This window comes from Streptomyces roseoverticillatus (assembly GCF_000719265.1).
In the GTDB taxonomy this organism is placed as follows: domain Bacteria; phylum Actinomycetota; class Actinomycetes; order Streptomycetales; family Streptomycetaceae; genus Streptomyces; species Streptomyces roseoverticillatus.
Window position 1 is genome coordinate 23,343 of sequence record NZ_JOFL01000020.1, and the last position, 25,859, is coordinate 49,201.

The following is a 25,859-nucleotide window of genomic DNA, read 5'->3' on the forward strand; positions in this document are numbered from 1 at the left end:
GATGCCGTAAATGTTCCGGCTTGTCACCCATTCGACCTCGGCCCGGCGGGCCGCTTGCACGCACCATGCGTCACCGACAAGATGCGGTGCGTCACCAACCGTGCGGGTTCGCCCCAGGAACCCGGTCCGCCAGGAAAGGTCGTACGCGTGCATCCGGAGGGCTCAGAGGACTCGGCGGAGAACGACCGGGCCGTGGCCGTCGTCGGGGCGGCCTGCCGGCTGCCCGGCGGCATCGGCGACCTGGCGGCGCTGTGGGAGGCCCTGGAGCAGGGCCGGGACCTGATCACGCGGGTGCCGGAGGACCGGTTCGAGACGGCCCGCTTCGTGGACCCGTCGGCGCCGCGCCCCGGCAAGAGCCGTACGGCGGCGGGCGGGTTCCTGGACGACATCGCGGGCTTCGACGCCGGCTACTTCGGCATCTCGCCCAGGGAAGCGGCGCAGATGGACCCCCAGCAGCGGCTGTTGCTGGAGCTGACGGCCGAGGCCCTCGACGACGCCGCGATCGACCCGGCGGCGCTGGCCGGTTCGGACACCGCCGTGTTCGTGGGGATCTCCGACACCTCCTACGGCGCGCAGCAGATGCTGCGGATCGAGGGCGTCGACGCCTACACCATGGCGGGCGGCGCGGCGTCGATCGCGGCGAACCGGGTCTCGTACGCCTTCGACCTGCGCGGCCCGAGCATGGCCGTCGACACCGCGTGCTCCTCGGCGCTGGTGGCGCTGGACCGGGCCTGCCGCACGCTGCGCGAGGGCACCAGCCGCACGGCCGTGTCGGCGGGCGTCAACGTCCTGCTCAGCCCTTACCCGTTCGTCGGGTTCTCCCAGGCGTCGATGCTGTCGCCGCGCGGGAGGTGCGCGGCGTTCTCGGCGGCGGCCGACGGCTACGTGCGGGCGGAGGGCGGCGGGGTCGTGGTCCTGAAGCTGCTGCGGGACGCCCTGGCCGACGGGGACCGGATCCACGGGGTGATCCTGGCGACGGCGGTGGGCAGCGACGGCCGGACGGCGGGGCTTTCGCTGCCGAACCCGCAGGCCCAGGAAGCCCTGTTGACGTCGGTGTACGCGCAGGCGGGCGTGGACCCCGACGAGGTGGTCTACCTGGAGGCGCACGGGACCGGGACCTCCGCCGGGGACCCGGCCGAGTGCGAGGCCGTCGGCCGGGCGCTGGGGACGCGGCGCCGGCGGGGGGCGCTGCCGGTGGGGTCGGTCAAGTCCAACCTGGGTCACCTGGAGCCGGCTTCGGGGATGGCCGGGCTGTTCAAGGCGCTCCTGGTGCTGCGGCACCGCAGGATCCCGGCCACGCTGCACGCCCTGCCGCTCAGTCCTGCCATCGACTTCGCGGGCCTGGGGCTGGCTCCGGCCACGGAGGCGCGGCCGGTCGACGGCGACGCGGGGCGGCCGGTGGTGGGCGTCAACTCGTTCGGGTTCGGGGGCACGAACGCCCACGCGGTGGTCGCGGCCGCGCCGCCGCCCCCGCCGCGCGCCCGGCGGGCGGGGACCCGTGCGCGGACGCTGCCGTTCCTGGTCTCCGCGCGGACGCCCGAGGCGCTGGCGCAGGCGGCGGCGCGGGCCGCGGAGCAGCTGGCGCGGGCGAGGCCGGACGACTTCTACGATCTCGCGCACACCAGTTGCGCGCGCCGCGGGATGCACCCGTTGCGCGCGGCGGTGCTGGCGGGCGGCCCGCGGGAGGCCGCGCAGGCGCTGGCGCGGCTCGCCCCGCGCGCCGCGCTGCCCCCTCAGTCACCGGCGGCGGTGCCGGCCGTGGAAGCCGTCACCGGGGAGGCGGTCCGGCACGGCCGGATCGCGTTCGCTTTCTGCGGCAACGGGGCCCAGTGGGCGGGCATGGGGGCCGACCTGCTGGCGGATCCCGTCTTCCGGTCGGCGGTCGAGGCCGTGGACGAGGAGCTCGCGCCGCACGTGGGGTGGTCGGTGGTCAAGGAGCTCGCCGAGGCGTCGCCCGAGCGCCTGCGGGCCACGGAAGTGGCCCAGCCGCTGCTGTTCGCGCTGCAGACCGGTCTGGTGGCCGTGCTCCGCGCCCACGGCATCACGCCGTCGGCCGTGCTGGGCCACAGCGTCGGCGAGGTGGCGGCCGCGCACGCGGCCGGGGCGCTCGGGCTCGCCGAGGCGGCCTGGGTGATCGCCGAGCGCAGCCGTGCGCAGGCGCCGCTGGCGGGCTGTGGGCGGATGGCGGCCGTGGGCATGTCCCGCGAGCAGGCCGGGGAGTTGCTGGCCGGGTATCCGGGGCTGGAGGTGGCGGGGGTCAACTCCCGCCGGGACGTGACGGTCGCGGGGCCGCAGAAGCAGTTGTACCGGCTGCTGGGCGACCTGGCGGGGCGGGGCGTGGTGTGCGCGGAGCTCGACCTGGACCACGCGTTCCACAGCGCGGCCATGGACCCGCTGCGCGCTCCTCTGCACGCCGCCCTCGACGGGCTGAGCCCCTCCCCCGTGCTGGTGCCGCTGCTGTCCACCGTCACGGGCAAGCCGCTGGAGGGGCCCGAGCTGGACGCGGACTACTGGTGGCGCAACGTCCGCGAGCCGGTGCTGTTCTCCGACGCCGTCGAGGGGGCCCTGGAGCAGGGCGCCGACATCTTCCTGGAGATCGGCCCGCAGCCGGTCCTGCAAAGCTACCTGCGCCGCATCACCGCCGGTCATCCGGCACCCGGGCCGCGGGCGGTGGCACGTACGCTGCGCAAGGGCGACGACGGCGTGCGGGCGATGCGCACCGCGGTGGCCGGACTGCTCGCGGCCGGGGCCCGGGCCGACTGGGACGCGCTCTTCCCGCGTCCGGGCAGGGTGGCGTCCCTGCCGGCCTACCCCTGGCAGCGCGAACGGCACTGGAGCGGCGGGCCGGAGTCGTGGGTGCGCAGCAGCGGGGACGGCCGCACGGAGCACCCGCTGCTGGGTGAGCGCATGCCGGCCCCGCTGCCCGTGTGGCACGGCGCGGTCGAGCCGGCCCGGCTGCCGTGGGCCGCCGACCACCGGCTCGGCGGGTCCGTGGTGATGCCCGCTACGGCGTACGTGGAGATGGCGCTGGCGGCGGGCCGCCGGGTGCTGGACACCGCGGTGGAGGCCGACCACCTGGAGTTCGTGCGCCCGCTGTTCGTACCGTGGGGGGAGCCGGGCACGGTGCACACGCAGGTGTCGTTCGACCCCGAGGACGGGGTGGTGCTGATCAGCAGCACGGACGACCAGACCACGGGGCAGAGCCGGCACGCGCGCGGGCGTGTGCGGGCCCGGTGGGGCCGGCCCCCGGCGCCGGCGGACCTGGCCGGTGCGCGGGCCCGCTGCGGCCGCCGGGTGAGCGGTGAGGAGCACTACCAGCGGGTCGGTGAGGCCGGGCTCGGCTACGGGCCGTCGTTCCGGGTGCTGACGGAGCTGTGGGTGGGCGAGGGCGAGGTCGTCGCGGCCTACGGCGACCACGGCCCCCTGGAGGGGCTGGAGCTCAGCCCGGCCCTGCTCGACGGGGCGGTGCAGGCCGGAGCGCCGCTGCTGGACGACGAGATCCTCGCGGGGCACACGTACCTGCCGGCGGCGATGGACGCGGTCCGCGTCTGGCGCGCTCCGGCGGCCGAGGGCGCGGTCCATGTGCGCGAGCGCGGCCGGACGGCGACGGAGGTGTGCTGGGACATCGCCCTCACCGACACGGACGGCACGGTCGCCGTGGAGCTCCGGGGGTGCCGCATGCGGCGCCTGGCCGGGGTGCGGCGCACGCCGGTGACCCGCCAGGAGACGGTGCTGCGCGCCGCCCCGCGGCCCGGCGGCCCGCAGGAGCCCCTTCCCGGGCCGGCGCCGCGGCAGCTCGCCGAGCGGGCGGCGGGCCGGATCCTGGCCCTGCGCCGCGACTGGCGCTCGGCCGGCTACCCGCGCTTCGCCGCCGGGGTGCAGGAGGCGGCGGCCCACGCCTACGCCGCCGCGCTCGGCGGTCTCCTGCCGGAGGGGTCCGGCTCGTTCACGGTGGGCGACCTGGTCGCGGGCGGGATGCTGCCGAGGCACCGGCAGGCGATGGAGCTGATGCTGGCCGCGATGACGGAGTACGGGCTGGCGCGGCAGGAGCCGGACGGCCGCTGGCTGCGGCAGGAAGAGCCCCGGTGCGCGATCGGCATGCTGCGCGAGGCGCTGCGGGAGCAGCCCGCGTACTCCACCGAACTGAGCCTGCTCGTACGCCAGTTCCTGCACCTCGGCGAGGTCCTGAGAGGGGCGCGCGACCCGCTGGACCTGCTGGGGGCCGAGGGCGCCGCCTCGCCCCTGGAACGGTTCTACGACGTGGCGCCGGTGCTGCGCTTCCACAACCGCGTCGCGCAGGCGCTGGTGCAGGAGATCGTGGCCGCGCTGCCGGCCGACAGGCCGCTGCGGGTGCTGGAGGTCGGCGCGGGAACCGGCGGTTTCACCGCGGCCCTGCTGCCGCTGCTGCCGGCCGACCGCACCCGCTACGTCTTCACGGACGTGTCGCCGTCGTTCTTCGCGCGGGCCCGGCAGCGCTTCGCCCCGTACGACTTCGTGGACTACCGCACCTTCGACGCCGACGCCGACCCGGCGGGACAGGACCTGCCCGCCGGCGGTTTCGACCTGGTGGTCGCGGCGAACTCCCTGCACGCGAGCCGGGATCTGGAGGCGGCCGTGCACCGGGTGGCGTCGCTGACCGCCCCGGGCGGCCGGCTGCTGGTGCTGGAGAGCCACGACCCGCTGCTCCTGCTGCCGTTCTTCGGCACGCTGGAGAGCTTCTGGAACCGCACGGACACCGGGCTGCGGCCCCGCTCCCCGCTGCTCGGCCGCGAGGAGTGGACCGCGCTGCTGGAACGGTGCGGCTTCACGGGCGCCGTGCGGACCGGTGACGACGCCGAGCCGGCCCGGGAGGACTTCTCGGTGCTCCTGGCCGCCCGCGCCGACCTGCCGGTGCGGGCCCCGGCGCTGCCCGCGGCGGGCATCGGCACCGACTGGGTCCTGGCGGCCGAGACCCCGGAGGAGAACGGGCTGGTGGGGGCTACGGCGGGCCTGCTGCACGCGGCCGACGCCGCGGAGGTGCACACCACCGTCGCCGGTGAGGAACCCGCCGCGTGGGCCGCGCTGCTGTCCCGGGAGACGGTGATCGTGCTGGTACTCGCCCCTGCCGGCACCGGCGACGTGGTGGAACGGACGACACGCCGCAGCGCCGTGCTGCGCGCCCTGGCCGTGGCGTGCGGGCGGCTGACGGGCGGCGGGAGCGTCTCGCTGTGGCTCGTGACGCGGCCCTGCGGGGCCCTGCCGGAGCCCGTATCCCCCGGGGCCGATCTCCTTAGTCCTGCCGATGCCGCCGCGTGGGGCGTGGCGCAGTGCCTGGGCAACGAGCAGGCGGCGCTGACGACGCGCCGGGTGTCCCTGGAGCGCAGCGGTGACAACGCGGCCGACGCCGACCGCCTCGCCCGGGAGCTCCTCGCCCCGTCGGAGGAGACCGAGGTCGTCCTGACGCGCTGCGGCGGCCGGTTCGTCCCGCGCGACCGGGACTTCCCCCGGCCCCTCGTGCCCTCCTCCGCGGTCGGCGCGTTCGCCCTGGAGGTCCGCGAACCGGGGCTGTCCTTCCGGCCGGCCTGGGTGGAGGCGCAGCGGCCGGCACCGGGCCCCGGGCAGGTCCTGGTCGCCGTGCGGGCGGCGGGGCTGAACTACCGCGACGTGGTCCTGGCCACCGGGGCCATGGCCGGCGAGGACTCCGCCGACGGGCGCTTCGAGGCGGTGTACGGGCTGGAGTGCGCGGGGACGGTCGCGGCCGTCGGACCGGGCGTCAGGGGATTCGCCGTGGGCGAGCGGGTGTTCGCCAGCGGCTCGGGCTGCCTGGCCTCGCACGTGGTCACCGCCGCGGACGCCGTGGCCCGGATGCCCGGCACGATGGGCTTCGCCGAGGCGGCCACCCTGCCCGCGGTGTTCCTGACCGTCCACTACGGCCTGGGGTGGCAGGCCGGGCTGTCGGCCGGGGAGACCGTGCTCGTGCACGGCGGAGCGGGGGGCGTGGGCCTCGCGGCGCTGCAGTACGCGCGCCTGCGGGGGGCACAGGTCATCGCCACCGCCGGCAGCCCCGCCAAACGCGACCTGCTGCGCGCCCTGGGCGTCGAGCACGTCCTGGACTCGCGCAGCCTCGCCTTCGCGTCCCGGGTGCGAGAGCTCACCGGCGGGCGCGGCGTCGACGTCGTCCTCAACTCCCTCGCGGGCGAGGCCGTCTCCCGCAGCCTGGAGCTGCTCCGGCCGGGCGGCCGCTTCGTCGAGCTCGGCAAGCGCGACATCCTGGAGAACAACCGGCTGCTGCTGCGCCCCTTCGAGCGCGACCTCGCGTTCTTCGGCGTCAATCTCCTCGCCCTGCTGGCCGACCCGCAGCGGGCGGCCCGGCTGTTCGCCGAGGTCGGGGAGCGCATCCGGGCGGGGGACTACCGGCCGCTGCCGCACACGGCCTTCCCCGCCGCCCGCGCCGAGGACGCCTTCCGGCTCCTCCAGCACTCCCGGCACACCGGCAAGGTCGTCGTCTCCTTCGACCCGCTCGACGAGCCCGTCCTGGTCGAACCCCGGCCCCGTGCCCCGCGCTTCGACCCCGACGCCACGTACCTCGTCACCGGAGGCCTCGGCGGCTACGGCGCGGCCACCGCGCACTGGCTCGCCGACCACGGCGCGCGCCGGCTGGCCCTCGTCGGGCGCAGGGGGGCGCGGACCCCGGGCTGCGAGGCGCTGCTCGCGGAGCTGGAACAGCGCGGCGTGCACGCCGCGCCCCACGCGGCGGACGTCGCCGACCTGCCGTCCATGCGGCGGGTCGTGGAAGAGATCGACGCGGGCGGGCACCGGCTGCGCGGCGTGGTGCACTGCGCGATGCACCTCGACGACGCCCCGCTGGACGAGCTCACCGACGACCGCTTCCGTGCCGTCCTGGCCCCCAAGGCCGCCGGCGGTGCCGTGCTCGACGCGCTCACGCGCGGCCGGGAGGACCTGGAGCTGTTCCTGGTGTTCTCCTCCGTCGCCGCACGCGTCGGGCAGGTCACCCAGGCCCCCTACGCCGCGGGCAACCTGTTCCTCGAAGCGCTGGTCCGCCGGCGCCGGCGGGACGGCGAGCCGGGCCTGGCCGTGGGCTGGGGGGCCCTCGGCGGCACCGGCTACGTGGCCCGCCACGGCCTCGCCCCCGCCATGGAGAGCGGCGGCCTGGAGGCGCTCTCCCCGCGCGAGGTGTTCGACGCGGCCGGCGTGCTGCTGAGCGACGGCACGGAGGTCGCGGGCGTGGGCCGGTACAACTGGGCGCGGCTGCGCGCCTGTCTGCCGGCGCTCGCCACGCCCCGGTACGAGCAGCTCGTGCCCGAGCCCGACGAGGAGACGGGCCGCACTCATGCGGAGATCGTCCAGGCCCTGGCGGCGATGCCGCCCGCGGACGCGCTGCGCACGATCACCGGCCAGCTGGTGCGGATCCTCGCCGACGTCCTCCACCTCGACCCGGCGCGGATCGACCCGGGCCGGCGCATCGAGGAGTACGGCGTGGACTCCCTCATGGCCGCCGAGTTCCTCGCCACGCTGCACCGGCGCTTCGACGTCCGGGTGCCGCCCATGGAGCTGATGCGCGGCGGCGGCACGGCCGCCGACATCGCGCGCGTCGTCCACCTGCGGCTGGGCCCCGGCGCGGGCGCCGCCGGCCCGCAGCCCCCGGCGGCCGGTCCTGCCACGTCCCTCCCGGAGGTCCCCGCGCAGCCCGGTCCCGCCGCGGACCCGGCGGAACAGGCACCGCCGTGCTGACGTCCCTGGCCCGCTTCGCCGCGCGCCGGTGCCGCACGGTCCTCGTCCTGGCCGCGCTGGCCGCCGTGGCCTGCGGGCTGCTCGGCCAAGGAGTCGCGGCCCGGCTGGCGGGCGGCGGCTGGACGGCGCCCGGCTCGCCCTCGGCCCGCGCCGAGGCCCTGCTGACCGGCCGGTTCCACGCGGGCGCGCCCGACGTCGTCCTGCTGGCCCGCGCCCCGGACTCGGTCGACGCGCCCGGCGCCCGCGCGGCGGGCCTCGCCCTCGTCGGCCGCCTGTGCCGCGAGCCCGGGGTCACCGGCGTGGACTCCTACTGGACCGGGCCCGTCACGCGCGGCGCGTGCCGTACGCCAGGAGCCGGCGGCAGCAGTGTGGACGACGTCGCGCTGCGCTCGGCCGACGCCCGCACCGCGCTCGTGTCGGTGCGCCTGGAGGGCGGCGGGCGGAGCACACGGGCGGCCGTCGAGCACCTGCTGCCGGCCGCCACCGCACCCCGCCCTCCCCTGCGGGTGCAGGTCACCGGGCACGCCGTCCTCGACCGGGCGCTGGAGCACTACAGCGAACGCGACCTGCTGCGGACCGAACTCCTCGCCGTCCCCGCCACCTTGCTGCTCCTGCTGTTCGTCTTCGGGAGCGCCGCCGCGGCCTGCCTGCCGCTCGCCGTGGGCGCGGTCGCGGTGGCCGGCACGCTGGCCGTGCTGCGCGTCCTGACCGCCGTGACGGAGGTGTCGACGTTCGCGCTGAACATCACGGCCGCGGTGGGTCTCGCGCTCGCCATCGACTACAGCCTCTATCTGGTGGCGCGCTACCGCGAGGAGATCGCCGCGGGGCGGCCCCCGGAGGAGGCCGTGCGGGCCGCGGTCCGCACGGCCGGGCGGATCGTGGTCGTCTCGGCCGCGGCCGTGGCGCTCTGCCTGCTCGGCCTCCTGCTGTTCCCGCTGTACATCCTGCGCTCGATGGCCTGCGCCGGGGCCAGTGTGGTGCTGCTCGCGGCCGCCGCGGCCCTGCTGCTCGTCCCGGCCGCGCTGTCCTGCTTCCCCCGGGCGATCGGCCGGGGCGACCTGTTCGCGCGGTGGCGCCGCCCGCCCGGCCGGGCACGGAACGGCTGGCGGCGGCTGGCCCTGCGGGTGATGCGCCGTCCGCTCCTGGTCACGGCCGTCACCACCGGGGCCCTGCTCGTCCTCGCGCTCCCCTTCCGCCAGGTCGCCTTCGGCTTCAGCGACGACCGGGTGCTGCCCCGCGGCGCCCCCGAGGTCCTGGCCACCCAGGAGCTGCGCGACGGCTTCCCGCAACTGCGCAACCCCGTCGAGGTGGTCCTGCCGGGATGGCGGCCCGACGGCCGCGGCCGGGTCACGGAGCTCGACGCGTACGCCCGGCGGCTGTCGGACCTCCCGGGCGTCCTGGCCGTGCGGACCGCGACCGGCTCGTACGTCCGGGGACAGGACATCCCGCTCGCCTGCGCGGCCGAGGCGGCCCCCGCGCCCGGCGCCCTGCCGGGCTGCCCGGCCTTGCGCACCTTCACCTCGCCCGCCGGCACCTGGCTCGCGGTCAGCGGCTCGACCGGCCCCTACGCCCCGGAGTCCGCCGCGCTCGTCGACCGGCTGAAGGCGGCCCGGGCACCCGCCCCGGTGCTCGCCGGGGGGCCGACGGCACAGTTCCAGGACGCCCGCGACGTGCTCGCGCAGCGGCTGCCGTGGGCCCTCGGAGCGATGGCCGCCGCCACGTTCCTGCTGCTCCTCGCGTTCACCCGGAGCGTGTTCCTGCCACTGAAGGCGCTCGTGGTCAACCTCCTCAGCCTGACGGCGACGTTCGGCGCCATGGTGTTCGTCTTCCAGCAGGGCCACCTGAAGTGGCTGGTCGGCGACTTCACCACCACGGGCACGATCAGCGTCGTCGTACCCGTGATCACGTTCTGCCTCGCCTTCGGGCTGTCCCTGGACTACGAGATCCTGCTGCTGGCCCGGATCAGCGAGGCCCACGCCCGCACCGGCGACACCGTACGGGCCACGGCCGCGGGTCTCCAGGCGGCGGGCCCGCTGTTCACCGCCTCCGCCGCCCTCGTCCTGGTCGTCCTGCTCGCCCTGGCCACGGCCGAGGTCGCCCTCGTGAAGCTCCTCGCCGTCACGACCGCCCTGTCGGTCGTCCTGGACACGGTGGCGATCCGCCCGCTCCTCGTGCCCGCCGTGATGCGGCTGGCCGGCCGCGCCAACTGGTGGCTGCCGGCCCTGCCCCGGCGCGGCGCGCGCGCCGTACGGCCGGAGCCGTCGCCTTCCGGCGTCCGCGCCGTCGGCGCCTCCCCCGACGGCGAACTCCCCTGACCGCGGCGCCTCCTCACCCGGGGTAGCGGCACGGACCGTTCCGGCGGCAAGGTGGAGGGGCACGAGGACGAAGGAACGGGAGGGGACGTCCGGTGAGCGGACTCAACAAGGAGACGAGCGGCAGCCTCAGCAAGGGGCTGGGCAAGGTGCAGGTGTCGCTGAAGTGGGATCCGAGCCCACGGGGCATGCCCGACAACGACCTCGACATCATCGCCGGGACCTACAGCGCGGAGGATCCGCGCGGAAAGGCCGCCTATCTCGTGCACTTCGACCGCCGGCTGTCGCCCGACGGCACCATCAACCTCAACCGCGACAGCCGCACCGGCGAGGGCTTCGGCGCCGACGAGGTGATGACGCTGGAGCTCGACCGGCTCTCGTCCTCGTACGTCCGCGTCGTCGTGGGGGTGGCCATCCAGCAGAACGGCGGGCACAAGACCTTCGGGGACGTGCCGAACACCGGGGTGCGGGTCGTGGAGGGGTACACCGAGCTGGTCGTGGACGACTTCGCCGGTGTCGCCGGGGCCACGGCGGCGACGGTGGTGGAGTTCGTGCGCGACAGCAGGGGCGTGTGGGAGTGCCACCGCGCCGTCCGGGGGTTCGACGCGGATCCGGGGACGTTCGCCGCGGTGATGGGCGGCGCGTGACCCTGGGTTCTGCCCGGATCCAGGAGTCCTGCCCGGCTACTTCGCGGCCGGGCAGAACTCCGCCTTGATCACGTCACCGGCTGCGCTGGTGTCGCCCAGGGTGTCGGTGTTGAAGTTGTAGACGAGGCTACGCCGGGTGTCCGCTGTGACGTAAGCGACGCTCTGGGTGCCGGTGAAGAAGCCGGTGTGGCCCCACAGTTCCGTGCCGCAGAGCGTGAAGTGGAACAGCCCGAGCCCGTATGCCACGCCCGGCTCCTCGCCGTCGGGGACGGTCGTCTTGAGCTCTCGCTGCTGGGCCGGCGGCAGCAGCCTGCCCCGCAGCAGGGCGGTGAGGAAGCGGTCGAGGTCGGCGGGGGTGGTGATCAGGTCGCCGGTGCCCCGGATCAGCGACGGGTCGAGGTCGGTGACGTCGTGCATCCTGCGGTCCGGGTCGTCGGAGAACCAGCTGTAGCTGCGTCCGGCGGGGGCCGGGAGCGTGCGCTCGTGGCGCGGCAGGCGGGTGGAGCGCAGGCCGAGCGGCGCGATGATGCGGCGCTCCACCTCCTCCTCGTAGGACCGGCCGGTCGCCTTCTCCATCACGAGGGCGGCGAGGACGTAGCCGGTGGGACTGTAGGAGTAGCGGGTGCCGGGCGGGAAGTCCGGGGCGTGGGCCGTCGCGGTCCGCACGATCTGCTCGGGCGTCCAGCTGTCGTAGCGATGCTGCAGGAACGCGGTGGTGGTGAGGTTCCGCAGGACTTCGGGGTCTCCGGTGTAGTCGTGGAGCCCGCTGGTGTGGTTGAGGAGCTGGCGCAGGGTGATCCTGCGGCCGTCGTTGCCGTGCCCGCGGACCAGGCCCGGCAGCCACTTCTCGACGGTGTCGTCGAGCGTGAGCCGGTGCTCGGCCTCCAGTTGGAGGAGGACGGTCGAGACGAAGGGCTTGACGATGCTGCCGGCGCGGAAGTGCTCCCCGGGCAGCCTGGGGCGCTTGGTGTGCAGGTCGGCGACGCCGGCGGTGCCGTGCCAGGTGCCGTGCGGGCCGCGGGCGAGGGCGATGACGCCGGGAACGCCCGCCTTGACGGCGGCGTCCATGGCGGCCCGGGTGCGCTCGTGCCCGCCGCCGGGCGCGGCAGGCCCGGAGGGGAGGGCATGGATGGCGGCGCCTGCCGGAGCGGGAGTCGCCAGCGCGGCCCCTGCCATCGCGGCGGCGGTCAGCAGCGCGGCCAGTGCGGCTCTCGCCGCACGGACCCTCCTCGGCGGACGCTTCGTCATGACAGCCCTCCCTGTACGGGGTCGGCAGATTCCGGTGCGGGTACGGAAGCGGTGCGGGGCGGTCAGCACACGGCGGGGCCCGCCTTCTCGTGGGCCGCGGGGACGCCGCGGTCGGACTGCAGGGACCACAGCTCCCGGAAGAGGCCGGGGGCCTCGACCAGCTCGGCGAAGGTGCCCTGCTGGATGACCCGTCCGCGGTCGAGGACCACGATGCGGTCGGCGACGGCCACGTTGGCCAGGCGGTGGGTGACGAGGACGACGGCCCGCTCCTGGGCGACCTTGCGCAGCCCCGCGAAGATGCGGTGCTCGGCCCGGGCGTCCAGGGCGCTGGTGGGCTCGTCCATGACGAGCAGGCCGGCGGGGCGGTAGAAGGCGCGGGCGATGGCGATGCGCTGCCACTGGCCGCCGGAGAGCTCCACCCCGCCGAACCACTCGCGGGCGAGGAGGGTGTCGAGCCCGCTGCGGAGCTCCTTGACGACTTCGTCGGCACCGGCGTGCGCGGCCGCTTCGAGGACGACGCCGTCCCCTTCGTGCGCCTGCCCGAGGGTGATGTTGTCGCGGGCGGACAGGGGCCAGTGGGCGAAGTCCTGCGGGACGACGGCGGTCTGCCGCCACAGGGCCTGCGGGTCGAACTCGCCCGTGCCGGTGCCGTCCCAGGTGACTTTGCCGCCGGTGGGCAGGTAGAGCCCGGTCAGGAGCTTGCTGAGGGTGGTCTTGCCCGAGCCGTTCTCCCCCACCAGGGCCAGGACCTCGCCGCGCCGCACTTCCAGGCTGACGTCCTGCAGCGCCGGGCGGTCCGAGCCGGGGTAGCAGAAGGTGAGGGACTCGGCCCGGACGGCCCGGGGCGCCGCGGGGGCGAGGGCGCCGCGCTGCATCCGGTGGCCGCCGGCCTCGTCGATGAACTCGGCCCAGTCGTCGAGGTAGAGGCCGGTGCGGAAGAGGCGCGCGCCGTAGCCGACCATGCCCCGCAGGGACGAGCCGACCGAGCGCAGGGCGAAGACCGCGGTGCCGGCCGAGGCGAGCGACATGCGGCCCGTGCCGAGCAGGAGGGCGAGCGCCGCCCACACCAGGCCGGAGGCGATCCCGCCGGCCACGGCGCCGGCGAGGGCGTACCGGGCGCCCTGGTGGACGGCCCGGTCGGTGGCGGTGTGGATGCGGTCGCCGATCGAGCGGTAGCGGCCGAGGAGGAATCCGGCCATGGTGCCCGAGCGCAGCTGGTCGGCGAAGACCTTGTCGGTGACGTGCCAGCGCAGGTGGCTGAGCACCCGGCGGTCCGCGCTGAGGGCGCGGGAGGTCTGGTAGTGGACCCGGGCGGCCTTCACGCTCGCGATGCCTTGCGGGAGGGTGGCCAGCAGCAGGAGCGGCAGCAGGAGCGGGTGCAGGAGCGTGACCACGCCGGCCGCGGCGACGAGCGAGGCGAGGCAGGCCATGAGGTCCTGGGACTCGGTCAGCAGGTCCTGGGCGACGTCGGCGCCGCGGTCCGCGGCCTCGCGCTTGTCGTTGAAGCCGGGGTGGTCGTAGGCCGCGAGCTCGGCGTTGATCGCCGCGTCCAGCATCTGCAGCTCGGCCTCGCGGGAGATCCGGGGGGCGAGCCGGCTGGAGATGTTGCTGACGGCGATGGCGAGCAGGGCCCGGGTTCCGGCGGCGCCGGCGAGGAGGCCGATGGAGGGCAGGGCGTCCACGAGCCGGTCCTGCATGTGGCCCGAGGTGATGAGGGCGGTGATGGTGCTGCTGGTGGCGAGGAGGCCGAAGGCCTCGAAGGCGCCGGAGAGCAGCTGGCAGGCGAGGAGGGTGAGGACGGCGCGTCTGTCCACGCGCCAGGCGAGGCCCAGCGCCTTGCGGACGAGCCGGGGCAGGCGCCGGCCCATCGCGCGGGCGGTGAGCGGGCTCTTCTGGAAGGCGGTCAGGGTCGGGGAGCGGAAGCGTAATTCCTCGTGTACCTCGGTGGTCTCGGTGGTCTCGGCGGACAACGTGAATCCCCCTGGTTGCGGGTAGTGACGGCTGGTTCCGGACGGTGATCGTCTGCACGATGACGCATGGCGTGGACGCGATACGGGTGAACACCCTTATTCCACTCGAACGTGGCCCTTCTGACTGGCCGTCACGTCAAGCGAACACCCCACCCTTGACGCGCCCCTGTCAATAGTTGGGCTCTCGTGGCACCCTGCCCCACGCACCCCCGCTCAGCCCGCTCGCCACCGACTCGCCGTGTCCGCACCACAGAAGGACGTGCGTGCAGGAGTGCGCACAGAAGGAAGGACGCGTGGAAGGAGTACGCGTGAGACGATCCCGACGCACGACCGCAGGTGTGCTGCTGGCCGCCTGCGCCCTGGTCACCGCGGGCACGCAGGCCGCGGCGGCCGGAACCGCCCCGGGCCGGGCCGCGGCGCCCGCCGTGCACACCGCGGCCGCCGCGCCGGCCGACCGGCAGGCCGTCAGCGACTACTGGACCCCCGAGCGGATGCGCGCGGCCGCGCCGCTCGACCTGCCCGCCGTGACCCCCGGCGCGCTCTCCGCTCCGGCCGCCCGGGGCGAGGTCCGCACGGTCGCCGCCACCGCCCCGGCAGCCGGCGCCCTCGCGTCCTTCCCCCAGCAGGGCGGGCCGTGGACCGGCGGAGGCGCCGTCACGAAGACCTCGGGCCGGGTGTTCTTCACGATGCAGGGCCGCAACGCCTCCTGCTCGGGCGACGCCGTCACCAGCAGCAACGGCAGCACCGTGATCACGGCCGGGCACTGCGTCAAGTACCAGGGGAACTGGCACACCAACTGGACCTTCGTCCCCGGCTACCACGACGGGCAGACGCCCTACGGCACCTGGACGGCCGCCAAGACGCTCGCCACGCCCCAGTGGACGGCCAGTGAGGACATGAACTACGACATCGGCGCCGCGGTCGTCGCCCCGCTCGGCGGCAAGCGGCTCGGCGAGGCCGTGGGCGGTCAGGGCCTGCAGTTCAACGGCGACTACAACAAGCCCATGTACGCCTTCGGGTTCCCCGCGGCGTCCCCGTACGACGGCACGAAGCTCATCCACTGCAGCGGGAACTCCACCAAGGACTTCCTGCTCACCAAGGACCACGGGCTGAGCTGCAACATGACCGGCGGCTCCAGCGGCGGGCCCTGGTTCGCGTCGTTCGACGAGGCCACCGGCACCGGCCTGCAGGCGTCGGTGAACAGCTTCGGGTACACGTTCCTGCCGAACACGATGTTCGGTCCGTACTTCGGCGACGAGGCCAAGGCCCTCTACGAGCAGGCGCAGACGAGCTGACCGGTGCGCCCGGACAGCGGAAGAGGCCCCCGCCGGACGGCGGGGGCCTCTTCCTCCAGTGCGCCACCAGGGACTCGAACCCCGGACCTGCTGATTAAGAGTCAGCCGCTCTAACCAACTGAGCTAGCGGCGCAAAAGAAATACTACCGTACGAGTGACGGAGTCAGATTCACCCGTACGAGTCCCGCGTCGAGGGCGGCGATCTCACCGAACGCGCCCCGGGTCAGATCGATGCAGCGGCGCGCGTCACGCGGCCCCCTGTCGTTGATCCGCACCATGACCGAATCGCCCGTCCCGGCGTTCGTGACGCGCACGCGGGTGCCGAACGGCAGGTCGCGGCTCGCGGCCGTCATCGCCTCCGGGTCGAACGGCTCGCCGCTGGCCGTGGGCCAGCCGTCGAGCTGCTCCTCCGGTGCGCCGTACCACGACGCGAGGCAGCTGCGCGGGAGGCCGTCGCCGCCGGCACGGGCCGGCAGGGCCGCGGCAGGGGTCAGGGCCGCGGCCAGCGCGACGACGGCCGTGGTGCGGCCGGGCGTCCGGGGACGCGTCACGGGGCCTGCGCTCCGGTGGCCGGGGCACAGGTGACCAGTTCCTGCCGTGCCACGGCGACGATGAACTCCCGCAACCGCTCGACGCACAGCCGCATGTTCTTGTAGGCGACCTCGGTGTCCGGATAGCGGGCGGCGAACTGCAGGCCCTCGTGGAGCCTGGTGATCCACGCGCAGACCTGGTCACCGTAAGACACCCGGATCAGCCCGTACGCCTTGAGGTCCTGCCACCGCTCCGACCCCGGGATGCCGCGCGCGTCGACGAACGACACGATCGAGTACAGGTCCGGGGACGTGGGCCGGAAGTCGGAGCCCAGCAGGTGCAGGACGCGGGCGATGGGCATCCGCGCCAGCAGCCTGTTCTCCCGCAGCGCGGCACGGACCATCTCCAGCGCGCCGTCGAAGTCCGCCGCCCGCGCCACGGGAACCTCGATCGGCGCGCCGCCCACGTACCAGCCCACCGAGTCCGACCACTGGGACTTCACCCTGGTGTGGAACGGCACGACCGTGCGGTACACCTGCACTCCCCCGATCTCGCGCACGATGAGGCCGACGGCCGCGAGGACGCCCACCAGGCTTCCGCCGTACGGACGGCAGTACGCCTCGAAGGCGGCCGCGTCCGCGTCGTCCACGAGCATCTCGCGCAGGAACTTCTGGGTCGGCAGCGGCCCTTCGGGGTCGAGGCCGAGGTCGACGGGGAAGTTCGGCAGCTTCCCGTCGCACCGGGCGATGAACTCCCGCCAGCGGGCCACGACCGCGTGCGTGTCGTCGATCCGGTCGGCGTCCGTGCGCTCGGTCGCGCAGAAGTCGACGTAGCTGGCGGCCGGCGCCGCGTCCACGGCCCGCCCCGCGAGGGCGGCGGCGTAGAGCTCGTGGATCTCGGCGGTGATGCGCTGGATCGAGTACGAGTCGACGTTGCTGTGGTCGAAGGCCATGTAGACGCTGGTGCCGTCGTCCCGGACGACGGCCGCGAAGATGAAGTTCGGCCAGCTGAGCGCGTCGGCCGCGGTGTCGAAGCGATCCTGCAGGTACCGCGTCAGCGTCTCCGCGTCGGAGAAGTGGCCGACGTCCTCGCGGTGCAGCACGACGGCGCCGGCGTCCAGCGTGAAGCGCCGCATCTCGTCGCCGGCCCAGCGGAAGCCGCTGCGCAGCGTCTCGTGGCGAAGTGTCCAGGCCCGCAGCGCGACTTGGAGGACGTCGAGATCGACGTCGCCCGGGATGTCGAAGGCCGTGCCGAGCCAGGTCGGCACGAACAGGCCGTCCTGGCGTACCGATCGCGCCGTCCGCACGTGGGACTCCTGCACGTACGCGGGCGGACGGCTGTCGTCCGGCAGCTCCAGCGCGGCCTCGACGGCCGTCCGGTGCAGCGTCCACTCCACGAGCCGGCCGGGCCGGACCTCGCATCGCTGGATGTCGGTCATTCGCACGGTGCTCTCCGTTCGCATGCCCCCGGGATGGCTCAATGTGGGATCAACGAGCGGGCGCAGCCGAGGAAACGCGGGCGAACCGGGAATGCGCTGGAGCCGGACGTGATCGGGCGGAGCGTCACGGCGCTCGCGGTCGCCGCACCCTGATCGTCACCGCGAGGGTCATCCGCCCTTCGCGCCTGCGGGCCGCAGGAAGCGCCGGAGCTTCTGCAGGGGCCAGGTGTTGATGACGTCGTCCTTGGTCAGCCAGCCGCGCTGGGCCGTGCCCACGCCGTAGCGCATGTACGGCAGGTGGGTCACCGAGTGGGCGTCCGTGCTGACCGCGAACTTCACGCCGTACCGCTTGGCCCGCAGGACGTCCTCGTCGCACAGGTCCAGCCGCTGCGGGTGGGAGTTGATCTCCAGGGCCGTGCCGGTGCGGGCGCAGGCCCCGAAGACCGCGTCGAAGTCGGCGTCGATGCCGGGGCGCTTGCCGATCTGACGGGTCGTGGGGTGGCCGATGATCGCCACGTGCGGGTTCTCGCAGGCGCGGATCAGCCGGCGGGTCAGCTCGTCGCGGCTCTGGTTGAAGTGCGAGTGCACCGACGCCACGCACAGGTCGAAGCCGGCCAGGAACTCGTCCGGCCAGTCCAGGTCGCCGCCGGGGCCGATGTTCAGCTCCGTGCCGTGCAGCAGCCGCATCCGCCGGTGCTTGCCGTCCAGGGCCCTGACCTGCTCCCGCTGGGCGAGGACCTTGGCGTCCGTCATGCGCTGCATGTACAGGTTCGGGGCGTGGTCCGTGACGGCGTAGTAGGAGTACCCGCGCCCGGCGGCCGCGGCCACCATGGCCTCCAGCGGTGCGACGCCGTCGGTGAGGTCGGTATGGGTGTGCAGGTCGCCGCGGATGTCGTCCTCGGTCACCAGCTCGGGCAGCTCGTCGCGCAGCCCGGCCGCGATCTCGCCGCGGTCCTCCCGCAGGGTGGGCGGGATCCAGGGCAGGCCCAGACGGGCGTAGACCTCCTCCTCGGTCGCCGAGACGATCTTCTTGCCGCTCTTGACGTGGAAGAGGCCGTACTCGGAGAGCTTGTACTTGTGGCGGACGGCGAGCTCCCGGACGCGGATGTTGTGGGCCTTGGAGCCGGTGAAGTACAGCAGGCCCGCCCCCCAGGCGTCCGGCGGCAGGACGCGCAGGTCGACCTGCAGGCCCTTGGTCGTGCGGATGGAGGTCTTCTTCTCGCCGTGGGCGATGACCTCGGCGGTGACCGGCAGCTCGGTGAAGGCCTCCATCAGCGGGGCGGAGCGACCGGCGGCGACGAGGATGTCGACGTCGCCGATCGTCTCGCGCATCCGGCGCAGCGAGCCCGCGTACGCGCACCGCTCGCACCCGGCCACGCCGGAGAGCTCGCCGGTGATCTGTTCGGCGACGTCCATGGCGGCGTCGATCAGGATGCGGCCGCCGGCCTGCTGCAGCAGGGCGATGCCGTGCAGGATGTTCTCCTCGGTGCGGGCGCCGAAGCCCTTGAGGTCGCGGAGCCTGTGGTCGTGGACGGCGTCGAGGAGCTGGTCGACGGAGGAGATGTGCAGTTCCTCGTGGAGGAGCATGGCCTTCTTGGGGCCGAGCATGGGGATGGCGATCAGTTCGCGCACGCCGGCGGGGATGACCGCCCGGGCCTCCTCGACCATGGCGAGGTGGCCGGTCCGCAGGTATTCGAGGACCTTCTCGGCGATCGACTTGCCGACGCCCGGGATGGCGAGGAGGCCCTTGAGGTCGAGGCGGGAGACGTCGGCGTGGTGGCCGCCGATCGCGCGGGCGGCCTTCTCGTAGGCGCGCGCCTTGTAGGCGTCGCCGCCGCTGATGGTGACGAGGTCGGCGTACTCCTGCAGCAGCGCCTCGACCTCTTCGTTGGGCCGGGCCATGGGACTGCTGTTCCCCGTGGGACCACACTCCACACATTCCTCAGGAAATCCCACCATTCCTACAATGAGAGATGGAGCAGGACAGAACCCGCGCGGGGGAGGTGGTTGAACCATGAAACTCGCACTCGCGGGAGACACCATGCTGGGCCGGGAGGTCGCCGGGAGGCTGGCCACCGACCCGCCCGAGAGCCTGTTCGCCGACGGCGTGGTGGCCGTCGCGCACGAGGCCGACGCCTTCGTCCTCAACCTGGAGTGCGCGGTCTCCGCGCGCGGCGAGCGCCGGCGGGACCCGTTCAAGCCGTTCTTCTTCCGGGCGCCGCCCGTGGCCGTGCGCGCCCTGCAGCACCTCGGCGTGACCTGTGTGAACCTGGCCAACAACCACGCCCTGGACTACGGCCCCGAGGCCCTGCTCGACACCGTCCGCCATCTGGCCGACGCCGGGATCGCCTGGACGGGGGCCGGCCGGGACGAGGAGGCCGCGCGGCAGCCGGCGGTCGTCGAGCGCGGCGGCCTGCGGCTGGGCGTCATCGGGGTCACCGACCACCCGCGCGACTTCGCCGCGGGCCCGGACCGGCCGGGCGTCGCCCACGCGGACCTGGAGGCCGGCGCCCCGGTCTGGCTGCTGCGGACCGTCACGGGCCTCGCCACGGACGTCACGCTCGTCACCCCGCACTGGGGCCCGAACATGACCCGCGGGCCCGCCGCGTACATCCGCCGGGCCGCGCAGGAGTTCCTGGCCGCGGGCGCCACGCTCGTCGCGGGGCACTCCGCGCACGTCTTCCACGGCGTCGCGGACCGGGTGCTCTACGACCTCGGTGACTTCGTCGACGACTACGCGACGGACGACGACCTCCGCAACGACCTGGGCCTGCTCTTCCTCGTCACTTTCGACGGCACCCGCCCCGCCCGCGTGGAGGCCGTGCCGCTGGCGCTCGACTTCTGCCGCACACGGCTCGCGGACGCGGCGGAGGCCGCGTGGATCGCCCACAGGTTCCGCCGGGCCTGCGCCGCCTTCGGCACGGAGGTGACGGAGGCGGACGGCCGCCTCGTGGTGGAGTGGAGCCGGCCGCCGGAGGCATAGCGGCGAGCCGCCCCCGGACCGGCCCCGTACGGGCCCGGCAGAGCGGCTGCTTCCGCCGCCGGCAGCGCCCTCCTACGTCACCGCCGTGGCGCCAGTCCGACCAGGTCGGACGGTAGCCGACGGGCAACCGCCGGCTCTGAGGCCGCCCGGCACACGACAACGCCGGTCCGGGTGCCGGTGCGTGTACCGGCCGTCCGCGGATTCCGCCGGACCTTCACCGTCGTGGTGACGAGCCGTCACGGCGGCCAGTCGTCACCCCGGTGCGCAGGTCCGGCCGGGCCGGACGGCAGCCGACGGACGCGACCGGGCCGATACGCCCCGAGGGCCGACCCTTCTCCAGGCCCGGGCCGGCACACCCCGAGAGGCGCACCCCTTCTCCGCGCCCGAGCCGTACGTCCCAAGGGCTCCCCGTCTCCGGACCCGGGCCGGCACACCCCGAGAGGCGCACCCCTTCTCCGCGCCCGAGCCGTACATCCCGAGGGCTCCCCCTCTCCGGACCCGGGCCGGCACACCCCGAGAGGCGCACCCCTTCTCCGCGCCCGAGCCGTACGTCCCAAGGGCTCCCCCTCTCCGGACCCGGGCCGGTAGGCCCCGGGGCTCCCCTTCTCACGGCCCGTCCGCTACGTTCGCCTCGCGTACCGCCCTCCGTCACACCGACGACACGGCCCCGTCCCCGGCACTCGCTGCTCTTGGAGCACCCGGCTCCAGTCCCCGACTCCCAAGAGGTCCTCACACCCATGCCTGAACTCAACCGGCGGCGGTTCCTCCAGATCGCCGGCGCGACCGCGGGCTACGCGGCCCTGTCGAGCAGCATCGACCGCGCCGCGGCCATCCCCGCCCGCCGCCGTGCGGGCACGATCCAGGACGTCGAGCACATCGTCGTCCTGATGCAGGAGAACCGTTCCTTCGACCACTACTTCGGCACGCTGAAGGGCGTGCGCGGCTTCGGCGACCCGCGCCCGGTGTCCCTGCCCAGCGGCAAGCCGGTGTGGCACCAGTCGGACGGGTCCAAGGAGGTGCTCCCCTACCACCCGGACGCCGAGAACCTCGGCATGCAGTTCATCGCGGGCCTCAACCACGACTGGCAGGGCGGCCACAAGGCCTGGAACCAGGGCCGGTACGACCAGTGGCTGCCCGCCAAGGGCACCGGGACGATGGCCTACCTGACGCGCAAGGACATCCCGTTCCACTACGCGCTCGCCGACGCGTTCACCGTGTGCGACGCCTACCACTGCTCGTTCATCGGCGCCACCGACCCCAACCGCTACTACCTGTGGACGGGGCACACCGGCAACGACGGCAAGGGCGGCGGCCCCGTCCTCGGCAACGAGGAGGCGGGCTACGACTGGGCCACGTACCCGGAGCGGCTGGAGAAGGCCGGCGTCTCGTGGAAGATCTACCAGGACGAGGGCGACGGCCTGGACAAGGCGGGCTCCTGGGGCTGGATCGAGGACGCGTACCGCGGCAACTACGGCGACAACTCGCTCCTCTACTTCAACAACTTCCGCAACGCCAAGCCCGGTGAGCCCCTCTACGAGAAGGCGCGCACCGGCACGAACGTGAAGAAGGGCGGCGGCTACTTCGACCTCCTCAAGGCGGACGTCAAGGCCGGCAAGCTGCCGCAGGTCTCCTGGATCGCCGCCCCGGAGGCCTTCTCCGAGCACCCGAACTGGCCGGTCAACTACGGAGCCTGGTACATCGCGCAGGTCCTGGACGCCCTCACCTCGAACCCCGAGGTGTGGAGCAGGACCGCCCTGTTCATCACGTACGACGAGAACGACGGCTACTTCGACCACGTCCTGCCGCCGTTCCCGCCCGCCGACGCCGGCCGGGGCCTCTCCACCGCCGACGCCTCGCTCGACGTCTTCGGCGGCAACGCCCGCTACGGCGCGGGCCCCTACGGGCTGGGGCAGCGCGTGCCCATGCTCGTGGTCTCCCCGTGGAGCACCGGCGGCTTCGTGTGCTCGGAGGTCTTCGACCACACCTCGGTCATCCGCTTCATGGAGCGGCGCTTCGGGGTGAGCGAGCCCAACATCTCGCCGTGGCGCCGTGCGATCTGCGGCGACCTCACCTCGGCCTTCGACTTCGGGCTCCGCGACACGCACCCGGCCTCCCTGCCGGACACCGCGGCCTACGAGCCGCCGGACCGCAAGCGGCACCCCGACTACGTGCCGAAGCCGCCCGCGGGCCCCTCCCTGCCCGCGCAGGAGAAGGGCTCGCGGCCCACCCGCCCGCTGCCGTACGCGCCGCTGGTGGACGGCTCCGCGACCCCCTCCACCGGGCGCTTCACGCTCACCTTCGGCGGCGGTGACCGGGCGGGCGTGTGCTTCACCGTCACCTCCGGCAACCGGACGGACGGCCCGTGGACGTACACGACCGGGGCCGGCAAGCAGCTCTCGGACACGTGGAACACCGCCTACTCCAAGGGCACGTACGACCTGTCCGTGTTCGGCCCGAACGGCTTCCTGCGCACCTTCCGCGGGCCGGGCAAGGCGGCGGGTCCGGAGGTGACCGCCCGTCACGACGCCCGCACCGGCGGGATCACGCTGACGATGACGAACGCGGGCGGCAGCACCTGCAACCTGACCGTCACCGACGCCTACGGCGGGAAGAAGGAGACGTTCCGGGTGCCCGCGGGCGGGCGGCTGGTCCATGCTGTGGACCTGCGCCGCAGCAAGCGCTGGTACGACCTGACCGTCGTGTCCGACACGGACGGCACGTTCCTGCGCCGCTTCGCCGGGCACGTCGAGACCGGCGGGACCGGGGTGAGCGACCCCGCGATCCGCGTGGCGTAGGAGGACAAGGAAGGGGCGGGGTGGAGTCGCGCGGTGTGCTCGTCACGGTGTGGGCCGTGGGCCTACGCGCCGGCGCGGACGTCCCCCGGGACACGGCCGGCAAGCGGCAGCTGCGCGCCGAGGCCCGGGCGTGGGTCCGCGGCCGGCTCGCCGAGCGGCTCCAGGCCCCTCCCGCGCGGGTGCGGTGGGAGCGGAGCCGGGCCGGGAAGCCGCGGCTCGCCCACGACCCCGGCCTGTACGTGAGTTACAGCCACTCGGGCGGCGTGGTGGTGCTGGCCGTGTGCGCGGGCGGCCCGGTGGGCGTCGACGTGGAGCGCGTCGTCCCCCGGCCGCATCTGCGGGAGCTCGCCGAGGAGTGCCTGGCGCCCTCGGAGTCCGCCTCCTGGAGCGGCACGGAGCCGGGGCGGGAGGCGGATGAGTTCGCCCGGCTGTGGACCCGTAAGGAGGCCGTGCTGAAGGCCTGGGGGCGTGGTTTCCCGGGCTCTCTCGCCGAGGTCGTGACCGGCCCGGGAGCACGGCCCGGCGAGCCGGCGGTCCTGGCGCTGCCCGCCGCGCTGGGCCCGGTGGGGCTGTGGACGGTGCGCGATCTGGAGGCGCCGGACGGCTACCGGGCGGCGGTGGCCTGCAGGGCGCCCGCCGCCCGCGTGGACATCAGGCCGGGGGCCGCGGGAGGGGCATGAGCGTGCGGACGAGGTCGTCCGTGCACGCGTACGCGCCCCGGAAGCACGCTTCGACGGACGCGCCCCGTACGTAGTCGCCGGTCAGGGCCAGTCCCCGCAGGTCCTTCGCGAGTTCGGCGACGGCCGTGAGCGTCGTTGCGTGGAACGCGGAGTAGGCGCACAGGCCGTGCTCCCAGCGGGCGGAGACGGCGGCCGTGCGGCGTGGCGCGGAGAGGTCGACGTGGGCGCCGAGCTCCTTCTCTGCGCGGTCGGTCAGACCGTCCTCGTCGTGAGGCAGGGCGCGGGCCGCCCGGCCGCTGAAGGTGTACCGGACGAGGTGCCGGTCCCCCACCCCGTACGCGCCCGCGTTGCTCAGGGGGCTGCCGGGCGGGAAGGTCAGGGCGCGGACGCGCTCGTCGAAGACCGGCCGGTCGTACGCGGCGACGACGACGGTGACGGGGAAGTACCGTACGCGGCCCAGCAGCCGGGCGAGCTGCCGGTGGTGCGGGTGCAGCAGCGCCGCGGCCGCGGGGGCGGGCAGCGCGAGGACGACCGCGTCGGCGGCGAGTTCCGGGGGCTCGCCGCCGGTGGCGGTGCGGACGCCGGTGACGCGGCCGTCCTCGACGGCGAGTGCGGTGACGCGGGTGCGGGTGCGGGTCTCCACGGTGTCGGCGAAGCGGCCGAGGATGCCGTCGAAGCCGCCGGTGAGCTGGTCGAAGCTGTCGAGGAGCATGCCGAGGTTGGTGCCGAAGGTGCCCAGATGGGTCTCGTCGGGCTCGGCGCCGTTCATGCGGACGACGGCGGGGCGCAGCAGCCTCTCCTGCAGGACGGGTCCGAAGTACGCCGAGAGGGCGGGGTCGCCGGTGCGGGCGGCCAGGCGTTCGAACTCGGGGCCGGCGAGGAAGGCGTTGGCGCGGTCGCTGCGGACGTAGCGGGCGAGGCGCAGGATCCTGGCCAGGTCGCGGAGGGGGACGCCGGACAGCAGCCCGGCCAGGCTCGCGGCCCGGCTGGTGCTGTCGACGGTGCGGACGCGGCCGTTCTCGATCCGGGAGGAGTTGATGCCGAAGTGCTCCCAGTCGGCGTCGCGGGCGCCCATCGCGGCGGCGAACGCGCGGAAGGAGGCGTACTTGCGGCCGATGTTCTTGCCGCCGAGGGTCACGCTGCGGGAGCCGAGCGGGGCCGCTGCGGAGCGGCCGCCCAGGACGGGCTGTTCGTCGAGGAGGAGGGGGCGGGCGCCGGCGCGGTGCAGGTTCCAGGCGGCGGCGATGCCCGACCAGCCGCCGCCCACGACGATCACGCGGGGGGAGCCGGGCTCTGCGGGCATGGGGGCGCTCCTTTCGTCAGGCATCGTGCGGCCCGTCCTTTTCCGGTGGTGCGGCGGTGGCCTTCAGCACCCACTGGGCGAGGTGTGCGCACAGTGCCGCGTTGTGGCGGACCCAGCGGAAGTGGTCGATGTGCTTCCCGCCGGCGGCGTCCGTCGTGTACTGCCAGCGGTCGAGTGCGGCGCGCGGGGCCTTGGACAGCAGGTGTTCGCGCGAGCCGGGCGGGGCGAGGGTGTCGTTGTCCACGCCGATGGCGAGCAGCGGCAGCCCGAGCCGGCCGAGCGCCTGTTCGTAGTCGGTGGTGCTGCCGGTGATGCGGTAGCGGCCGGTGCGGCCCTGCCGGGCCCAGTCGCGCATGACGCCGGTGGCTTGTGTGCCGCCGAAGCCGAACCGCTCGCCGGGCCAGTAGCCGAGGGCGGTGGCCAGGGCGGCGAACAGCTGGCCGGCGGCGAGGTTGCGCAGCCCGCGCAGGCCGCCGAAGCTGCGGTACCAGACGGATCCGGCGGCGACCAGGACGACCGCGTCGACGGGTTCGCGTCCGGCCGCCGCGTACAGCAGGGCCAGCTGCCCGCCGAGGCTGTGGCCGACGAGGACGAGGGGGCGGCCCGGGAGGGCTGCGCGGACGGCCGCGACGAGGGCCGGCAGGTCCTCCTCGGCCAGCTCGCGGTAGCCGAACCGCGCGCCCCGGGCCACCGCCGGGGTCGCCTCGCCCTGCCCGCGCAGGTCGGTCGTGACCACCGTGAGGCCCTCCTTGTGCAGGGCGCGGGCGAACGGCAGGTAGAAGCGGGCGGCGGCGCCCATGGCGGGCAGGACCACGGCCACCGGCCGGCCCGGTTCCGGGCGTCGCAGGACGCGGGCGACGAGGGTGACGCCCTCCGCGGGCTCGATCCGGGCGAGGACCGGCGGTGGCTCGGGGGGCTGTGTCATG

14 protein-coding genes and 1 tRNA gene are annotated in these 25,859 nt (G+C 74.6%); 7 read left to right on the top strand and 8 right to left on the bottom strand.

The window, feature by feature from the left end:
* Window positions 1–147: 147 nt before the first annotated feature.
* From IF61_RS0123895 to IF61_RS0123905, 3 genes are all read left to right on the top strand, one after another.
* Complete coding sequence (locus tag IF61_RS0123895) at window positions 148–7,731, top strand: type I polyketide synthase (RefSeq protein ID WP_043190412.1); 7,584 nt, start codon at window positions 148–150, stop codon at window positions 7,729–7,731.
* On the top strand, window positions 7,725–10,046 hold the full coding sequence (locus IF61_RS0123900) for an MMPL family transporter (RefSeq protein WP_052392968.1): 2,322 nt from the start codon (window positions 7,725–7,727) through the stop codon (window positions 10,044–10,046). The genes IF61_RS0123895 and IF61_RS0123900 overlap by 7 nt, the downstream gene beginning before the upstream one ends.
* Window positions 10,047–10,138: 92 nt before the next feature.
* Window positions 10,139–10,690, top strand: a complete 552-nt coding sequence (locus IF61_RS0123905) for a TerD family protein (protein ID WP_030368571.1) — start codon at window positions 10,139–10,141, stop codon at window positions 10,688–10,690.
* 36 nt (window positions 10,691–10,726) lie between these two features.
* Here the strand turns inward: IF61_RS0123905 and IF61_RS0123910 are convergent, their stop codons facing one another.
* A complete protein-coding gene (locus IF61_RS0123910; protein WP_211264927.1) occupies window positions 10,727–11,938 on the bottom strand; it encodes a serine hydrolase domain-containing protein in 1,212 nt (403 codons plus the stop codon).
* Window positions 11,939–12,000: 62 nt separating this feature from the next.
* A complete protein-coding gene (locus tag IF61_RS0123915) occupies window positions 12,001–13,908 on the bottom strand; it encodes an ABC transporter ATP-binding protein (RefSeq protein ID WP_043190414.1) in 1,908 nt (635 codons plus the stop codon).
* A 308-nt stretch (window positions 13,909–14,216) separates the two neighbouring features.
* Between IF61_RS0123915 and IF61_RS0123920 the strand changes: the two genes are divergently transcribed.
* On the top strand, window positions 14,217–15,203 hold the full coding sequence (locus IF61_RS0123920) for a trypsin-like serine peptidase (protein WP_030368574.1): 987 nt from the start codon (window positions 14,217–14,219) through the stop codon (window positions 15,201–15,203).
* A 59-nt stretch (window positions 15,204–15,262) separates the two neighbouring features.
* Here IF61_RS0123920 and IF61_RS0123925 read toward each other — a convergent pair.
* From IF61_RS0123925 to polX, 4 genes are all read right to left on the bottom strand, one after another.
* A tRNA-Lys gene (locus IF61_RS0123925) sits at window positions 15,263–15,336 on the bottom strand.
* Between the two features lie 10 nt (window positions 15,337–15,346).
* The gene (locus tag IF61_RS0123930) at window positions 15,347–15,754 is read right to left on the bottom strand and encodes a septal ring lytic transglycosylase RlpA family protein (protein WP_245684591.1); all 408 of its coding nucleotides are present in this window, start codon (window positions 15,752–15,754) and stop codon (window positions 15,347–15,349) included.
* The gene (locus tag IF61_RS0123935) at window positions 15,751–17,172 is read right to left on the bottom strand and encodes a condensation domain-containing protein (RefSeq protein ID WP_052392969.1); all 1,422 of its coding nucleotides are present in this window, start codon (window positions 17,170–17,172) and stop codon (window positions 15,751–15,753) included. Before IF61_RS0123935 ends, IF61_RS0123930 begins: the two co-directional genes overlap by 4 nt.
* A 168-nt stretch (window positions 17,173–17,340) precedes the next feature.
* Window positions 17,341–19,074, bottom strand: coding sequence for a DNA polymerase/3'-5' exonuclease PolX (polX, locus tag IF61_RS0123940; protein WP_030368577.1), 1,734 nt, complete (start codon window positions 19,072–19,074; stop codon window positions 17,341–17,343).
* A gap of 112 nt (window positions 19,075–19,186) precedes the next feature.
* Between polX and IF61_RS0123945 the strand changes: the two genes are divergently transcribed.
* From IF61_RS0123945 to IF61_RS0123955, 3 genes are all read left to right on the top strand, one after another.
* On the top strand, window positions 19,187–20,155 hold the full coding sequence (locus IF61_RS0123945) for a CapA family protein (RefSeq protein WP_030368578.1): 969 nt from the start codon (window positions 19,187–19,189) through the stop codon (window positions 20,153–20,155).
* A 737-nt stretch (window positions 20,156–20,892) separates the two neighbouring features.
* Window positions 20,893–22,950, top strand: a complete 2,058-nt coding sequence (locus IF61_RS0123950; protein ID WP_030368579.1) for a phosphocholine-specific phospholipase C — start codon at window positions 20,893–20,895, stop codon at window positions 22,948–22,950.
* A gap of 20 nt (window positions 22,951–22,970) precedes the next feature.
* Window positions 22,971–23,630 carry a 4'-phosphopantetheinyl transferase family protein gene (locus IF61_RS0123955; RefSeq protein WP_052392970.1) on the top strand — a complete coding sequence of 220 codons (660 nt, stop codon included), beginning with the start codon at window positions 22,971–22,973 and terminating at the stop codon, window positions 23,628–23,630.
* Here the strand turns inward: IF61_RS0123955 and IF61_RS0123960 are convergent.
* Complete coding sequence (locus IF61_RS0123960; RefSeq protein ID WP_052392971.1) at window positions 23,602–24,933, bottom strand: FAD-dependent oxidoreductase; 1,332 nt, start codon at window positions 24,931–24,933, stop codon at window positions 23,602–23,604. The genes IF61_RS0123955 and IF61_RS0123960 overlap by 29 nt on opposite strands.
* A gap of 16 nt (window positions 24,934–24,949) precedes the next feature.
* Entirely contained in the window at window positions 24,950–25,858 is a 909-nt protein-coding gene (locus tag IF61_RS0123965; RefSeq protein ID WP_043190444.1) for an alpha/beta hydrolase family protein, read from the bottom strand.
* Window position 25,859 lies beyond the last annotated feature (1 nt).

Excerpts from the sequence above, each read along its gene's own strand:
- IF61_RS0123910 (WP_211264927.1), bottom strand. The coding sequence starts at position 11,938 with ATGACGAAGCGTCCGCCGAGGAGGGTCCGTGCGGCGAGAGCCGCACTG.
- IF61_RS0123935 (WP_052392969.1), bottom strand. The coding sequence starts at position 17,172 with ATGACCGACATCCAGCGATGCGAGGTCCGGCCCGGCCGGCTCGTGGAG.
- polX (WP_030368577.1), bottom strand. The coding sequence starts at position 19,074 with ATGGCCCGGCCCAACGAAGAGGTCGAGGCGCTGCTGCAGGAGTACGCC.
- IF61_RS0123945 (WP_030368578.1), top strand. The coding sequence starts at position 19,187 with ATGAAACTCGCACTCGCGGGAGACACCATGCTGGGCCGGGAGGTCGCC.
- IF61_RS0123950 (WP_030368579.1), top strand. The coding sequence starts at position 20,893 with ATGCCTGAACTCAACCGGCGGCGGTTCCTCCAGATCGCCGGCGCGACC.
- IF61_RS0123960 (WP_052392971.1), bottom strand. The coding sequence starts at position 24,933 with ATGCCCGCAGAGCCCGGCTCCCCCCGCGTGATCGTCGTGGGCGGCGGC.
- IF61_RS0123965 (WP_043190444.1), bottom strand. The coding sequence starts at position 25,858 with ATGACACAGCCCCCCGAGCCACCGCCGGTCCTCGCCCGGATCGAGCCC.